The organism is Collimonas humicola, assembly GCF_018304945.1.
Classification (GTDB): Bacteria; Pseudomonadota; Gammaproteobacteria; order Burkholderiales; family Burkholderiaceae_D; genus Collimonas; species Collimonas humicola.
On the sequence record NZ_JAGQEE010000003.1, the window covers coordinates 122,290 to 137,627 of the forward strand.

Here is a 15,338-nt window from a genome sequence, read left to right on the forward strand (position 1 = left end):
CTCCTAAAGTAAGGCGGGATCGATGCTGCCGGACAGGATGCGCTTCGCAATCGCGATCATGCTTTTATCCGCTTCGCGCAAGCTGTGCAGGTAGGCATGCCTGGCCGGGCTGCTGGTCGCCAGCAGGGCTGCAATCAGGCCCTCGGAAGCGGTGAGCAGGTCGAGATGGCCGATCCAGCGGTCGGCTTCCCCGAACGGGCTGTTCAGCGTGTAGGGCATCTGGAATGGCGGACCGGCGAATCCCGCATCGGGATCCGTCGCCGAAACCGGCGACTGCATCAGGATTTCCGAGATGGCGCGCAGGTTGTACATTTCTCCGAACGTGGCATTCACGATCGTGCCGCGCGGCGTGATCAATCCCGCGGCATTCAAGCCGCCGTACAGCGTAAAGCTGTGGATCAGATAGGTCAGCAGCATGCGATAGCGCACATTGTGCAGGGTCGCCCACAGCGCCGATTCCGGATCGGTGATCGCCGTGGCCGGCGTGCCCCCTTGTTCCGGCTCTTCGTCGGTATCGAGCGACACATAGGGGTTGATCGCCACGGGACGCGACGCACTCCATGCCCCGTGGCCGGCCTTGAGCGCAGCGCCGATGTCAGGGTAGGAGCTCGCCCATGCATCAGCCAGGAAATCGTCCGGGCGCGCATCGTTCCACGCTTCCAGGCTGCAGGGTTGATTGTTCTGCGCCGCGCGCATTTCAACGTACACGCGCAAGAACCGCACAAAATGCGATGGTTCCGATCCGTGCGGAGCTTCCCCTTGCTTGGCGATTGCCTTCAAGGCGTTCACCGCATCGTCGCGGCAAGTCACCGGGACCACCAGCACGTCGGGCGTCTTGCCCACGCTCCTGCCTTCGCTGTTGCCGCGGTTGCCGCCCTGGTAGCCACGTCCCCATTCGGCGAAATTGGCCTGGCATGAAAAAGTATCGGGCTGGAATACGTAATCGGGCAAATACAGCGGATCTTCCACCAGCGGAATCAGCGTGTCGAATAATTCCGCGACCTGGTGCGGGTTCGAAGTCTGGGTGGCGACCCGCGCCCTGATTTCATCGCCCAGGGCGCCGCCATTCCAGCCCACGGCCGCTTCCGTGTACACATACTTGGCCAGCGAATCCAGGGTCAGCGGCTGCAGCATGAACGGAAACGGGTAAAACGGCACATCCCACGGGTAATCTTCACGCTCGAAGTGCAGCGGCGCGCCAATCAGCCGCAGCACATTCTGCACCGAGATCAAATGCCCCATCTCTTCCTTGGCGATGCCGAGAATCACCTCTTGCCAGTTGCGCACCATGTCGCGAAACACCGGCGGCACCTGAGGCCCGCCCAGGGAATAGGCCGCGTACAGGTACTGCACCATCAGGCAGTGTTCTATTTCCGCATCGATTGAAAGCAGGTAGGCGACATAGTCGCGTGGCGAGAATTCAAGATTGAGCAAGAATTCGCTGGATCCGTCTTGCGCGGTCAGGGCCCGTGGCGCGGTACGGGGCAACGCCGTCGCTCCGGCGCCAAGATGACGCCGTATTTGTGAAGCTCGCATTGTTTCTCCTCGCATCAACTTCGTTAAGAAAGATAAGGCTTGTGAAGACAAAGGAATACACGTTACTGCCTGGAGTTCCGGCAATGCTGAGACGGCGATACAGTCCGCGACCGCAACGGCGGCGGCTTGCCAAGATGCTTATACGACAGCCAGGCTTGTTCTGAAACATCAAGGTGAAGCAGGATTCAAGCGGGAAGACGGGGCGAGATATTTATTTTTTTCCAACGTTCGCTATGCATATCTGCTGCTCCGCAAACATGAAGTCCGCAGCAAGATTGTTCCTCAATTCATATTTGAACAACTGTCAAAATTGATAGGATTTACGCAAAGCGGTGAGAACAGTCCCGCGGCGCGAAACAGATCGCTGCCGATCCACGCGCGCCGGGCTTTGCGGAATCGTGCCAGCCGGTTGCTGCCTGAGCGCGGCAGCAACGGCTGGATCAACGGGATACGGTCAACTACGCAGGCAAAGGCACTTCACCTCATTGCCGGACGACTTTGACCTGGAAGACGCCAAGCAGGCCGGCGAGCGGCACTTCAGCCGTTGTTTGCCGCGGACTGACGGCAAGGCCGTCGTTGCGCAGGATATCGAGCAGCCTTTCGGCCAGGGGCATCACCATATGCTGTCCCCAGCAGCGTTCGGAGGTGTGGCCGAAAGGAAGGTAGCCGGGCTGCTCGCCGGGGTTGATGCTATCCCATCGTTCGGGACGGAACTCATCGGCGTCGTCCCAGAGTGCAGGGTCGCGGTGGCTGAGAAGCGGCAGGATCAGGACATCGTCGTTGGGACCGATCCGGGAATCGAGGGCGGCGTACTCGGGAGATGCGTTCCTCAAGATGTTCCAGGACGGCGGCAGCAGCCGCAGGGCCTCATACAGGATGTTGCGGTTCGAGGTTTCTTTGTCGAATGGCGATCCGAGCCAGAGCGCGTTGGCGACGAGCGTGGAGATGGTGAAGCAGACTGGGGCGGCTGTGCGGCGATACATTCCCATGGCATAGCGACGGTCGTTGTAGGTCGAGGCGCCGGCGGTGAGTTTCGCGATGGCGGATGCTTCCGGCTGCAGCCTGACCGATGGCGCCGCACCAGCGGCGATGAGCGCCCAAGTCAGCTTGGGCGTCAGCTCCAATATGCGGTCCATGAGAATGCGCAGCCGGTAGGGGTCGCCGCCGAGAACAAGATCGCGCAAGTAAACGTGCCCGACGTGCGGCCATTCTCCGGAAAGATCGACCGTTTCGGATACGGGCTTTTTCAATGCAGCCCGTACATCGCTGCCGATCGCTTGCATCAGTTTTAGAGCGTCGGCGCGGGGAATGGAGCGCCCGTGAAGGGGCTTGAATGTCGGACGCTCGAATTCGGTGGCCGGCCTGGCGCTGAGGATCTGGTGGGTCAATGCGGTCCCGGCGACGCCGACGGTGTTCTCATCCAGCCGGAATACGTCCTCGCCGCGATGATCGCGCAGGAGCGCTTGGAGCCTCGGTGTAAAAACGGTGGCTCGGATGTGTTTGCCAGTACTTGGCATCGATGCTCTCCATGGGACGGAGGCCCGCGTCCGGCGGGCCGTTCAGGGCTTCACCGAACGCGGTTGGAAGCTCCAACCGCATCCCTATGAATCAGGTGATGGCTTGCAGGATCAATACCAGATGTACCAAGCGTATGCCTTCAGGCTTTTTGGGCGGGTCAGCATATTTTTAAGAGTGAAAAGAATTTTCATGAGTAGCACCTTCCTTTGATTGTGGACTGCCTTGTGGGCAGCATGGAATGCTCAAGTAGCATGGGTTTTGCCATCGACGGCATGAGGGACATGTTGCAATCCGGATCATTTCCGCCGTGTGGATGCTATCCCACAATCAAGTCAAATGGATAGTGCAGGCGCTTCAATTATCCCTGACCTGTCACAAAAAACAGACAGGTCTGTTCTTTTAAAAATATTGCCGCATATCATATGTTAAATTATTGCGCCTGCAAGCAAGAGCAATCGCCCTTTTGCGAAAATGACCGCGTAATGCGCGATCAGGCATCGTTGCGAAGCAGTGCATTACGATCCGCGCTCCCTCTGTCACGCGGGCAATGCGATCGCCGAAGCGGCGGTGAGGCGCGAAACTGAACTCCGGGACGACTGTGAGAATGTCAGTTTCTGCGCCGGGAAGATGCGCGGCTGTCAGGCTTGCTGCCCCGACGGCGCCAAGGCTTGCCTGCCCGATGCGCTGTCGAGACTGACCGGGCCGGCGCCGAAGTAGGCGATATTGAGCAAGCCGCCCACCAGCATGATGTTCTTGAGGAAGTGGATCATCTGGTTCTGGTCCGCAAAGTTGTGGTGGAAGAAAATCGCTGTCGCCAACGTGAACAAGGCCATCAGCGGCGCAACCAGGCGCGTGCGGTATCCCAGCAGCAGCAAGGCGCCGCCGCCGGCTTCCATCAGCACCGCGATGGCAAAGCCCAATCCGGCCAACGGCAAGCCGACGCTGGCGATGTAGCCGACGGTAGCATCATAGGAAGCCAGTTTTCCAAGGCCGCTCATGATGAAGGGAGCGCCGATGAGGATACGGCCGATCAAAGGCAGGTATTTGTTGGGTGCGGACATGATGTGCTCCTTAATAAAAATAAAAGCGAAAAATAAAAGCGAAAAATAAAAGCGAAAAATAAAAAATAAAAAATGGAAAAATCAAGCTGCATCGACAAGAACAACTTCGGCATCGTCGATTGCTGCGACGACGATCTTTGAAACATCCTTGGCCGCGATGCCGTCGCGCGCACCGAGACGCATGCCGTTGACCGAAACCGCGCCGCGCGCGACCACCAGGTAGCCGTAGCGGGAAGCGCCGATTTCATACCCGATGGACTGGCCGCGCGTGAGCGTCGCGCCAAGCACGCGTGCGTCCGCTTCGATAGCAATCGCCTCCTTGTCGCCAGGCAGGCCGCTCGCCAGCACTACCCAGCGATTGGCCCGTTCGGCCTTGGGAAAAGGCTTGGTCGCCCAGCGCGGCGCGATGCCGAGGCGACGCGGACGCAGCCAGATCTGGAAAAGCTTCAGCGGCCCGCTGCCTGGATTGGTTTCCGAATGGCGGATGCCGCTGCCCGCGGAAAATGCCTGGACGTTGCCCGCGGCAATCTGTCCGCGTCCGCCGGTCGTGTCCGTGTGTTCGAGCAGACCTTCCCTGACATAGGTCACGATTTCCATGTCGCGGTGACCATGCATAGGAAACCCTGTACCGGGCGCCACTTCGTCGTCGTTCAAGACCACCAGGCTCCCCAACGGCTCGTGGGCCGCATTGTCATGCCCGTGCAGCGCGAAATGGTGCTTGGCCTTCAGCCATGGCAAGTCGCTGCCGGCGAGTGAATCCAGATTTCGAATCTGCAGCATGTCGTTCTCCATGAATCTTCAAGTACGTGCGTTCTAAATTGCTCGGCGCCCATTGCGCCCTGTCGATGAAGGCATCATAGTCCAGCAACAAACCAAGATTAATGGGTTGAAATAGAATGGATATTTGTCGGAAATAGAAAAATAAATGAACATCAGCCAATGGAGGCCGGCATGACACCGATCAATGACCTGAACAATCTTGTCTTTTTTGCCAGGGTCGTCGATGCCGGCAGCTATTCCGCTGCAGCCGAGGCGCTCGGCATGCAGACCTCCAAGCTGAGCCGGCGCGTCAGCGCGCTGGAAGCGGAACTGGGGGTGCGCTTGCTCAACCGCACCACGCGCAAGCTTTCCCTGACCGAGATAGGCAAGACCTTTTATGGCCATTGCGTGGCCTTGATTGCGGAAGCGCAATCGGCAAAGGACGCCGTGCATCAAACGCTATCGTCGCCGCAGGGATTAATACGCATGAGCTGCCCGGTCGGCCTTCTCCAGGGCGGCCTGGCCGACATCCTCGCCAGGTTCCTGGCCGCCGAGCCGCAAGTACGCATCGCGCTCGACGCGACCAATCGCCGCGTCGATGTCGTCGATGAAGGAATAGACATCGCCATCCGTGTTCGGGTGCCGCCGCTGGACGATTCGAACCTCGCCATGCGTGCCTTCGGCCCATCGAAAATGATCCTGGTCGCCAGCCCCAAGCTTGTGCTCCGGCATGGCATGCCTGCGCAACTGGCGGACCTGGCAAAAATGCCTATCGTCGCCATGGGCTACGCCGGCGACAAGGTCATCTGGCGTACTCAAGACAAGGATGGCAATTCCCAAGAACTCGTGCACACGCCGCGCCTGCACACGGACGACCTGCTCACGCTGCGCGCCGCCGCATTGCAAGGCATAGGCGTCGCCTATATGCCCGCGCTGGCGGTAGTGGAAGAAATGGAAGCCGGCACGCTGGTCAGGCTGCTGCCGCAATTGAGCGCGCGCTCGGGCATCATCCACGCCGTATTTCCGTCACGGCGCGGGATGATTCCCGCTGTCAGGGCCCTGCTCGATTTCCTTGCTGCGGAACTGGCAGAGGATTCCTGGCATCCTTTGGCGCTGGAGAGCAGGGAAAAGTAGGCGAGCGGCTCGCGATTGTCCCTCTGGCGGAAACCGGATATGATCGATTCCTCCATCGACTGCGGCGATATTCATTTCCCATGATTCCCCATGCTTGACGGCGTATCGTTTGATCAATTGCGGACCTTCATCACCGCCGTCGACGAGGGCAGTTTCTCCGCTGCCTCGCGCAAACTGTATAGAGCGCAGTCGGTCATCAGCCAAACCATCGGCAATCTTGAAGAACAGATCGGCGTCGAGCTGTTTGACAGGTCCGGCCGCTATCCAAAACTGACGCCCGCTGGCGTCGTCCTGCTTGCCGATGCGCGAAATATCGTGACAAGCGTCGATCTCCTGAAGGCCCGCGCGAAGGGCATAGCGACCGGACTGGAGCCGGAGCTGTCCGTCGTCGTGGATGTCATGTATCCGATTGCCGCGGTGACGCAGGTCGCAAAAGAGTTCAGGCAGCAATACCCCGGCGTCGCGCTGCGCGTCTATGTTGAAGCTTTGGGAGGGGCAGTGCAGCCCGTCCTGGATGAGCGCTGCAGCGTTGGGATCGTAGGTTCGCTGCCGCACATTCCGCCGAACATGGCTTATGAGCGGCTTGCCGGCGTGACTTTTCTCATGGTCTGCGCGAGCGACCATCCCCTGGCTGCATGCAAAGGGAAGATTCCCAAGGATGTATTGGCGAGGCACACGCAAATTGTTTTGACGGACCGCTCTGACCTGTCAACGGGCCGCGAGTTCGGCGTGATGTCGCCTTTGACCTGGCGGCTCGCCGATCTCTTCGCCAAGCACCATTTCCTCTTGAACGGCCTGGGGTGGGGCGGCATGCCGCTGCATATCGTGCGCGACGATATCGAAAATGGCCGCTTGTCCGTATTGCGGATCGAAGATGTGCCTCCCGAGGGATTGATCTTGCAGATGTCCGCCATCTGGCAAACATCCTCGCCTCCCGGTCCTGCCGGGCGCTGGTTCATCGAGCGCTTGAAGCAGATACCTTCCCCGGCAAGCGCAATTCCCGCAAGAAAAGCGCCAGGCAAAAGCCCTTCCAGGCCAAAGCGCTAGCCATCCGCTCTGCATCCATCGCGGACGCCGATGGGCAGTATCGAAAAGCTCTGGCGACAACGATGCACCGTCATTCGGGAAGCCGGATTGTCAATCCCCCACACCTTGTTCCGGCCTGGGATTGACGAGGATCGCCACTGCTCACGATCCATCTGTCCTGCAGATGGATTGCATCTAAATATTCTGTCTATTCAGATGGATTGCCCGGATATATTCTTTCATCAACGCTTCACCTTCAATACGACACGCGGGCGCATCAACGCGATGCACACGAGCTTGTCGAGCTGGCGAGAGGCGCAGCAAATCCGATCATGATGCTGATAGCATGGAGAAGAAGATGACCATTCACACACAGCCCGCGCGATCCGAGCGCGAGGAGCTGCAACAGCAACAACATCAACAACAGCGCAAGGTGGCATTGCGTACGCGCGGACATGCGCACGGCGCCATTACCCGGTTGGCCAGTCCGGGCGATGTCGGCGAACTGATCAAGCCGTTCATATTTCTTGACCATTTCGAAGCCGATGCCGCAGACGCGCCCAAGTTTGGATTCCACCCTCACTCCGGCATCGCGACACTGACGCTGATCTTGTCCGGCCAGGCCTTCTACAAGGAAACGACCGGGCGCGAAGGCATTATCGACACCGGCGGCGTCGAATGGATGCGCGCAAGCAGCGGCGTCTGGCATACCGGCGGACTGCACGGCAAGGAGCGCGGCAAAGGATTTCAGCTGTGGGTGGCGATGCCGCCGGAACTCGAACTGGCCGAACCGCACAGCCAGTATCTCGACGCTTCCGCCTTTGAGACAGTTGGCCCCGCCCGGATCATCATGGGCGAATACGAAGGGCGCAAAAGCATTGTCGCAGCACCGGCAGGTATGACCTACCTCGATGTGCGGCTGAAGGCCGGCGAACGCTGGAGCTTCATTCCTCCCAAAGGCCACAACGTGGCATGGATCGCCGTGCATGAAGGCGGCGTGTCGGCAGCTGAATACATGAGCTCAGGCGAGCTGGCGGTTTTTGAGGAGTCCGAAGGCGGGATCCATTTTGAAGCCGCTTCCGACACCGGCTTCGTTCTCGGCTCCGCCATCAAGCACCCTTACGATCTGGTCACCGGTTACTACTCCGTTCACACCAATGCCGCGGCGCTCTCGCAAGGCGAACGCAATATCGCGCAGATTGGCAGCCGCTTGCACAGCCAGGGCATCCTCAAACAGACAAGATAAGAGTGCGTTGAACGAGCCGCTGACGTCCACACGCTCGCTGCATTTGCGGCGAGCGGCGGCGAACCGTTACGTTCAGAAGACTTGGCCGATTCGGTGAATACCGGGCCCGTAGCCGTCCGGAGCTCGCTGTCGCGGCTCGCATTCTTTTGCGTGAAATTGGACCTTGCATCACAAGCGATTCACCACCTCGATCGCAGGGCCGCAATGGCCACGGCGGCACAGGCTCGCCATTGGGAATATGCAGTCTCTCATCGAGCGGTCGGTGGGGCAATGGCTTTGAGCACTAAGCTATCAAGCGCTGGGCGCACGTGTCGCCCAATGAATTCAAGAAGCGGCCGTAGACTGCCGACATCGGAAACGTCCGGCGCAATATCGAAAACAATGGCGCCGGCTCGTCGGGGCGGCACTTCCTCGCTGGCCGTCAAGGTTTGACCTGCGGGGGCCTCACGCGTCTTCACGTCGACTCGGCACGCCATTCTGCATCGGTGAGTTTCGAGATGAAAAAATCCGCAAGCGCCCTGACCTTTGCCGTTCGAGCCTTGTTGGAGGGGGTAACAAAATACAAGCCGCCTTCCGGCAATCGCCAATCGGTCAAGATGGCCTCGAGCTGACTCTCTCTCAGGAACGGTGCGGCTGCAAACTCAGGCAGTTCGGTGACGGCAATCCCAGCCAGAACCACAGGCAAAAGGGCTTCCAGGCTTGTTCCTCGCAACATCCCGGTTGGGGTGAGCGCGCATTCCTCACCGGTTTTCATGTTGGCGAAGCGCCAGACATCTTGCTTGCCCCGGCTCGTGTACGAAAGGCATTGGTGCGCACCGAGTTCGTGGGGATGCCGGGGATAGCCGTAACGAGACAGATAAGCTGGAGAAGCGACGACAAATCGGCGAACGGGTGCGATCAGTCGTGCCACCAGCGACGAATCTTCCATGATCGCGATGCGCAGAGCCGCGTCAAACCCTTCGCCAATCAAATCGGCATGGGAATCGCCGAGATGCAGCTCGACAGAAATATCCGGATAGAGCTGGAAAAACTCCGGCAGCAGCGGTGCGACCCAGCGAGATCCGAACGACAAGGGAGCCGCCAGCTTGACGAGGCCTCGGGGCCGGCTCGATGCCTCTCGTGCAAAGTCTTCCGCCTCCGACGCGACAGCGAACATTGTTTCCGCTCGTTCTGCCAGCGAATGGCCGTAGTCCGTCAGCGAAAGACGCCGCGAAGTGCGATTGAAAAGTCGTCCCCCCAAGCGTTCCTCAAGGCGTGCAACAGCCCGCGACACCGTGGCGACTGAAACCCCCATTGCAGCCGCTGCCGCGGCGAAGGAGCCTTCCTCGGCGACTTTGGCAAACATGGCAAGACCTTCAAAATCCGGTAGTTTTGACATCTACAAATCTGCAATGATGGTTTTCAATTATTGCTATTTTTAAAAACTCCATGATGCCATAAATTGCTTACGTAGCACCACACCACCCCAATCAAGGAGAAATTCATGTCACGCAAGCTGGAAGGAAAAATTGCCGTTGTCACCGGCGGCACCTCAGGAATCGGTTTGGCCACGGCCAAGCGTTTCGCAATGGAAGGCGCACAGGTCTTCATTACCGGCCGCCGCAAAACGGAACTCGACAAGGCGGTTGCGGCGATCGGGCCGAAGGCCACTGGCATCCAGGCCGATTCCGGCAATTTGAACGATCTCAATCGCCTCTACGAGAGCGTCAAGGGTCAAGCCGGTCACATCGACGTGCTGTTCGTCAACGCCGGCGGCGGCTCCATGCTGCCCCTGGGTTCGATTACCGAAGAACAATACGACGACACGTTCAACCGCAACGTGAAGGGTGTGCTGTTCACTGTTCAGAAGGCACTGCCGCTGCTCGTCGATGGCGCATCGGTGATTCTCACCAGCTCCAACGTGAGCATCAAGGGCACGCCGGCATTCAGCGTCTACGGCGCCTCGAAGGCGGCGGTGCGCAATCTGGCCCGCAGCTGGACACTCGATCTAAAGTCGCGCGGCATCCGCGTCAACGTCGTCAGCCCCGGCCCGATCAAGACGCCTGGCTTGGTTGAACTTGCCGGCCCCGATGCGGAGCAACAACAAGGCTTGCTCGACTACATGGCGACGACAGTTCCGCTCGGACGTGTAGGCGACCCCGAAGAAGTGGCAAGCGTCGCGGCCTTCCTTGCCTCGTCCGAATCGAGCTACATCGCCGGTACGGAGATCTTCGTCGACGGCGGACAAGCACAGGTTTAACGAGACCCCAGGTGGCCGGCGTCATGTTCCTGTTCACGCTTGCGACAGCCGCGTTCTTCCATAGTCATCTCGCCGACCAGAGCCAATTCATCCATTTGGCCGTCGGCCGTAAAGCATTTGCAATCGGCGCGCCATACCTGCCATTGCCCCCCAATTTAAGGAAATTATCATGATTGAAGTTTTTGCATTCACAACGCCAAACAGCGTCAAAGTCCCCATCGCGCTGGAAGAGATGGGGCTCGACTATCGGCTGGTTCCGGTCAATCTGCGCCAAGGCGAGCAGAAAACCGCTGCGTTCAAGGAAATGAATCTCAACGCGAAGGTCCCCGTACTGGTGGACCGCGCCCCCATGTCCGGGGATGGCACGGTGGTGCTCAGCGAATCCGCCGCGATCCTCGTCTACCTCGCGGAGAAGAGCGGGCAACTTTTGCCGGCCGAAGGAGCCCGCCGCGGAAAGGTATTCGAACAGCTTTTCTTTCACGCTTCCGGCTTGAGCCCGGCTTTCCTGCAGGCCTTCCTGGTCTCCATCCAGTCGGCGCCCCAGCCTGAAGCCAAGGAACGCGCCCTTGCAGAAGTCGACCGGGTGCTCAGTGTGCTTGATCGCGTACTGGAACATCACAAGTACATTGCCGGCAACGAATACACCATCGCGGACATCGCCCACTTCGGTTGGATTTGGCGCCACCAGGCAATCGGCGCCTCGCTCGAAAAATTCCCGAGCGTGAAGCGTTGGTATAGCCACGTGTCGACGCGCTCCGCCGTGGTCGCCGCTATTGCCAAGACCCTCGCGCTTGCCCAGTAACACTGGTGACGTGATTCACATCGTCCAGACACACCCGTGCCAGGACATGAGCAGAAAAGAAATTTTCACACTCTGCGGCCAGAAGTGGTCCACAACTTAATTTGAAGGAGAAGTATCATGACAGACCGCATCAGCGAACTGCTGTTTCGCAACCTCCAGGAAGTCTTCGGCGAAGGCGACGCAACGCGCCGTCGCGCAGCGATCGAAGAGCTTTACACCGAAGACTGCATGGTCTACACCCCGATGGGCGCCATTGCCGGGCAAGACGCGCTCGACAAGTTCTCGGGCGACCTGCGCGCGACCCATCCGCATTTCGTATATACACCGCACAGCAAGCCGCAAATTGTCGAAAACGCCGCACGCATCACCTGGGGTTCCGGCCCGCGCGGCGAAGCCCCTGACTACACGGGCTGGGATGTCGTCATCGTTCGCGATGGAAAAATCGCTGCGCTCTACGTCTTTCTCGATACCGCGCCTACGTAATTTTCTGCGGGCGGTGCGCGCGTTGGTCATTAATGAGCAAGGTATCTTCGCGTCTGTCACCACGCGAAGTAACGTGATAGACACCGCCAGCGAGTTCTAATCTGAGAGGCCTGGACGTAATTCATTCAGATTAAAACTTGACATGTGTCATTGCAAGACCTGACCATGGCTTCTCTCTGGCTTCTCTCGAATAGGCTATGAAGCTACCCATTTATTGGGGATTTTCATTTACAAATCAAGTACTTCCACGAGATCGCATCCGATATTAAATTTTGAATACATTCGACATAACCCATTGATTTAGTTGAACTTGGCATTTTGCAATATCGCAGTTTTACCGGATCAAAGGTCCTCGATGCGGTGTATTTTTTGCGGAATACGACGCTCGGGAAAATTTTCCACTCAATATGATTTGGCCGGAGGTGATTGTTTAGCTTGCCCAAGGATTAAACAACCATGACTCAATTTCCGTACGCCCTTCTTCTGTTTTCACCTTCTCATTAATTTGTTCGATTGGAATTTTAATTTCTTCAATTTTTAAAAAATCCTTAAATCTTTGAAGCTATATCAAAGAGTCTTTTTCAAGACTCCCATCAAGCATTTTGAGAGAATCATTTCCGTATTGGTCCCAAATCATAATTGCAATGTCTTCATCAAACAAATTAAGTAATTTGTGGGTTATCCCGTTGTCCTCCCAGCGGTTTTCTTTTGACCACGCTACACGTTCCGCCCAGCCAGGAATCATTTTTTCGCTCCAGTTGGTGACGGTAATTGGTAGGAAAAATTATTCTTCTGGTACATACTTATTTATCATCGCCACGACACCTGTATATAAACTCCCAGATACAAGTCCAAAACACGAAAAAAATATCAATTTGCGCCATGGGTAATGACGCAAGAAATTACCATCAATCCATCTGTGCCAATCATTCGGAAAGATTGGCATATCAAGAAGAAACCAAATAATAGTTGAACACGCCAGACCGCCAATGATATAGCGCCATCTATAGTTTGAAAATTTCCAATGAATTAGAGCCAGTAATGGCCATCCGACAACGGCACTTATAAATGCAACAAAAAAGAATATGGTAAAAATTCCTAACACCTCTGAATAATCCGATGTGTATAGAAAATATGGCAACATTAATCCAAGTGCCACAATTAAACCTCCACACGCTGGCAAGGCAAAAATACGCAATATTAAATTCTTAGTTATCTTCATTGACATACCTGCATGGTCTTTCCGTCAGGACCAGTTGTTTGCATACATTTTGGTTGTACCGGCAACGGCGTTGTTGGCCATTTGTTTGTCGTCACTTCGCTACCAATGGTACTGGTATTTCCTCCCCACACAACGCCAGCCATCCAAACATTCGAATTATTAATAGGGCTACTCCCAGTGCCCCATCCTCGCGTATCTACCGAGAAACCTCCATTACCATCCGGGATGATTTGGCGCACCACAAATCCTGGCTCAAGTGCATGCTCGCCCGGCACCGTCATATTAATGAGGCTGCTTGTACTTGGATCTATGAGATGCGTAACATACCCTAGCTTAAGTTTTCCAATGAAGAGTTCGCTTACGACCCCATTCCCCGCCTCCAGTGACCTAGAATTCGAGCAGCATCCCGATGCGTCGCAAAAAATCTTCGCCGAGCAACTGCGGATGATAGGTATCGTTACCTACCATGTCGTCAGGGTGAATGAATGAGGCGCGACCTATCAAATCCGGTACATTCTTGACTATCGCATACGTTGTAGCGAATGTGACATCGATGATTTCTTTACTCGGTAACGTCAGCCACGCATGCAAGTTGAGTGCTCTCGACGCTGGCCGACCTGCGTCTAGCATTCTTTTCAGCTCATCTATCGGAGTATGAAAAACCGGTTTGTTATTCATCTTCACAAAACCGAGCGTATAGGTTAATGGAACACCGAGCGCTTCTTCCAACGGTTCTCGCAGAAACTCACTAAAAGCGAAACACTGGACGGCGACCGTTTCGGCCTGTAGGTGGCCCATCGCCTTTTGTAGGCATGCCTCAACTTTGCGCATGGACGCCGGTGTCACATAGCGCTTGTCGGTATGATCGACATGCTTATGACGTAGGTTCCAGGCTGTGGTTCTTTGTGCTGCATGGTCAAACTCGGTCCGATATATCATATATTCCTATTGTGGCTAAATTTGCCCATCCCCCAAAAATGTAAAATTAGCCAGTTTAGAAAATTCTACTTTTAAACGCTATCATTTGGTAGGTGGATTACCCCGTCATCAGTTATCGAGACGCAGCCATTACGGTATTCCTTGGTCCCACAAAATTTGCATTGATAAAGTATCCACTGTTGATAACGATTGGATCAAAACCCCCGAGCACAGCCTGCGATTTAATCGTATAACCCTTTTTTACTTTACCTACATATACTTGGGCATATTGATAAGTAGTAGAACCAACATCGCATCGCACCAAATCTTCCACATACTCTATCGGCTGACCTGTATTCGCGGTTTGCGCCTTATTGGCGACTTCGCACTTGCTCAGCACATAACGTTGCGTTTCGCCGTTGTCGAATGTCACAGTCGCCATACCGCGCTTATCGGCTAGCTCCAAATTTACATTCGTATATTTTAGATTGTTCCACCTTGAGTCAATTACACGATAACTGCCACTTAGTCCTGAAAACATCGCAAGACGCTCTTCGTTAGATTGCATTTTCAGCGGTTCAAAGGACGCGCAGCCATTCAACAATGTGAATGATAAAATTCCGGCGATTTTATTCTTCCAGCTCATATTCAAATCCTTTTTAATTAAAACTATTTTCCCTTATCGAATCGGCGCCGCGCCGACCATCTCAGTGATTACGCTAGCTCGTGGCTGGCACCTTCATCGAATTGATCGATGCATGATGCTGAATTGAGGAATTCAGAATGACATGCAAAAAACCGTAGGTAAACAGCGCCGACAACAATATCGCAAAAATGGCTATGCGAATTGTGCGACGCGAACCGGATCTGCTGTTTCGGTCTTGTTCTTCTTTTCGTCGAAGTGCACCATATGAAAATGCATTGACGCCGCGCAGGCCAGTGGGATCGGGTGTATTCATAATGGCAATGTAGACGCTATTTGGGGCTATCGATTTTCATTTTTCGACTTATTTGGATGGGCCGAATGCGTCGGATTTAGCCAACACGCGGCTTGAAGTGTTCAGCGCTGATCCGAAATTTTTGGCGACGGTCCCCCATCAATCCACGCAATTCGCTGATAGCTAGGTCGCTGATTTCATGCATCCGTATAAGCAAGGATGCTCCGACCGGCAAACGACGATGCCGGATTTTACTAATTAATGGTGGAGCAACTTCGAGTGCACGTGATAATGCAGCATCGTTCTTCAGCTTTAATTTTTCAATCAAAGCGTCAAGCAGATGATTTGGATCATATGTGATCTGTTCAGAGAGCTTGTTGCTGTTCGATGCCTGTAGAGTAGCGTTGGTCGTCATTCCGTTTGATTCCTTTGCCTGTTGTTTGATGAGCGCAGAGA

The 15,338-nt window shown here is 55.7% G+C and carries 17 protein-coding genes; 6 read left to right on the plus strand and 11 right to left on the minus strand.

From position 1 onward, the window contains the following. Positions 1-3: 3 nt before the first annotated feature. From KHU30_RS12155 to KHU30_RS12170, 5 genes are all read right to left on the minus strand, one after another. The gene (locus KHU30_RS12155) at positions 4-1,536 is read right to left on the minus strand and encodes a ferritin-like domain-containing protein (protein WP_211442915.1); all 1,533 of its coding nucleotides are present in this window, start codon (positions 1,534-1,536) and stop codon (positions 4-6) included. A gap of 482 nt (positions 1,537-2,018) precedes the next feature. Beyond that, positions 2,019-3,053, minus strand: a complete 1,035-nt coding sequence (locus KHU30_RS12160; protein WP_211442916.1) for a cytochrome P450 — start codon at positions 3,051-3,053, stop codon at positions 2,019-2,021. Positions 3,054-3,164: 111 nt separating this feature from the next. After that, a complete protein-coding gene (locus tag KHU30_RS25735) occupies positions 3,165-3,245 on the minus strand; it encodes a tryptorubin family RiPP precursor (protein ID WP_407928078.1) in 81 nt (26 codons plus the stop codon). Positions 3,246-3,692: 447 nt separating this feature from the next. Beyond that, on the minus strand, positions 3,693-4,115 hold the full coding sequence (locus KHU30_RS12165; protein WP_211442917.1) for a DoxX family protein: 423 nt from the start codon (positions 4,113-4,115) through the stop codon (positions 3,693-3,695). An 81-nt stretch (positions 4,116-4,196) separates the two neighbouring features. After that, complete coding sequence (locus KHU30_RS12170) at positions 4,197-4,895, minus strand: pirin family protein (RefSeq protein WP_211443234.1); 699 nt, start codon at positions 4,893-4,895, stop codon at positions 4,197-4,199. Positions 4,896-5,066: 171 nt separating this feature from the next. On the opposite strand from KHU30_RS12170, the gene KHU30_RS12175 reads away from it, so the two are divergent. From KHU30_RS12175 to KHU30_RS12185, 3 genes are all read left to right on the plus strand, one after another. Further along, positions 5,067-6,008, plus strand: coding sequence for a LysR substrate-binding domain-containing protein (locus KHU30_RS12175; protein ID WP_211442918.1), 942 nt, complete (start codon positions 5,067-5,069; stop codon positions 6,006-6,008). 90 nt (positions 6,009-6,098) lie between these two features. Further along, a complete protein-coding gene (locus tag KHU30_RS12180) occupies positions 6,099-7,055 on the plus strand; it encodes a LysR family transcriptional regulator (protein ID WP_211442919.1) in 957 nt (318 codons plus the stop codon). A gap of 325 nt (positions 7,056-7,380) precedes the next feature. Further along, entirely contained in the window at positions 7,381-8,280 is a 900-nt protein-coding gene (locus KHU30_RS12185; RefSeq protein WP_230427350.1) for a pirin family protein, read from the plus strand. 454 nt (positions 8,281-8,734) lie between these two features. On the opposite strand, the gene KHU30_RS12190 is transcribed toward KHU30_RS12185, so the two are convergent. Then, entirely contained in the window at positions 8,735-9,658 is a 924-nt protein-coding gene (locus tag KHU30_RS12190; RefSeq protein WP_211442920.1) for a LysR family transcriptional regulator, read from the minus strand. Between the two features lie 105 nt (positions 9,659-9,763). Between KHU30_RS12190 and KHU30_RS12195 the strand changes: the two genes are divergently transcribed. From KHU30_RS12195 to KHU30_RS12205, 3 genes are all read left to right on the plus strand, one after another. Continuing rightward, positions 9,764-10,519, plus strand: a complete 756-nt coding sequence (locus KHU30_RS12195) for an SDR family oxidoreductase (protein WP_211442921.1) — start codon at positions 9,764-9,766, stop codon at positions 10,517-10,519. A 169-nt stretch (positions 10,520-10,688) separates the two neighbouring features. Further along, positions 10,689-11,321 (plus strand): glutathione S-transferase family protein, encoded by a 633-nt coding sequence (locus tag KHU30_RS12200; RefSeq protein WP_211442922.1) that lies wholly within the window; start codon positions 10,689-10,691, stop codon positions 11,319-11,321. A 117-nt stretch (positions 11,322-11,438) separates the two neighbouring features. Further along, positions 11,439-11,804 carry a nuclear transport factor 2 family protein gene (locus KHU30_RS12205; protein ID WP_211442923.1) on the plus strand — a complete coding sequence of 122 codons (366 nt, stop codon included), beginning with the start codon at positions 11,439-11,441 and terminating at the stop codon, positions 11,802-11,804. 562 nt (positions 11,805-12,366) lie between these two features. Here the strand turns inward: KHU30_RS12205 and KHU30_RS12210 are convergent. The 5 genes from KHU30_RS12210 to KHU30_RS12230 all read right to left on the minus strand — a co-directional run bounded on the left by KHU30_RS12210 (position 12,367) and on the right by KHU30_RS12230 (position 15,297). Continuing rightward, complete coding sequence (locus KHU30_RS12210) at positions 12,367-12,549, minus strand: hypothetical protein (protein ID WP_211442924.1); 183 nt, start codon at positions 12,547-12,549, stop codon at positions 12,367-12,369. Positions 12,550-12,588: 39 nt separating this feature from the next. Continuing rightward, positions 12,589-13,026 (minus strand): hypothetical protein, encoded by a 438-nt coding sequence (locus KHU30_RS12215; protein WP_211442925.1) that lies wholly within the window; start codon positions 13,024-13,026, stop codon positions 12,589-12,591. 387 nt (positions 13,027-13,413) lie between these two features. Then, entirely contained in the window at positions 13,414-13,965 is a 552-nt protein-coding gene (locus KHU30_RS12220; RefSeq protein WP_211442926.1) for a hypothetical protein, read from the minus strand. A 112-nt stretch (positions 13,966-14,077) separates the two neighbouring features. Next, on the minus strand, positions 14,078-14,590 hold the full coding sequence (locus KHU30_RS12225) for a hypothetical protein (protein WP_211442927.1): 513 nt from the start codon (positions 14,588-14,590) through the stop codon (positions 14,078-14,080). Between the two features lie 389 nt (positions 14,591-14,979). Continuing rightward, positions 14,980-15,297 (minus strand): hypothetical protein, encoded by a 318-nt coding sequence (locus KHU30_RS12230; RefSeq protein WP_211442928.1) that lies wholly within the window; start codon positions 15,295-15,297, stop codon positions 14,980-14,982. Positions 15,298-15,338: the final 41 nt, after the last annotated feature.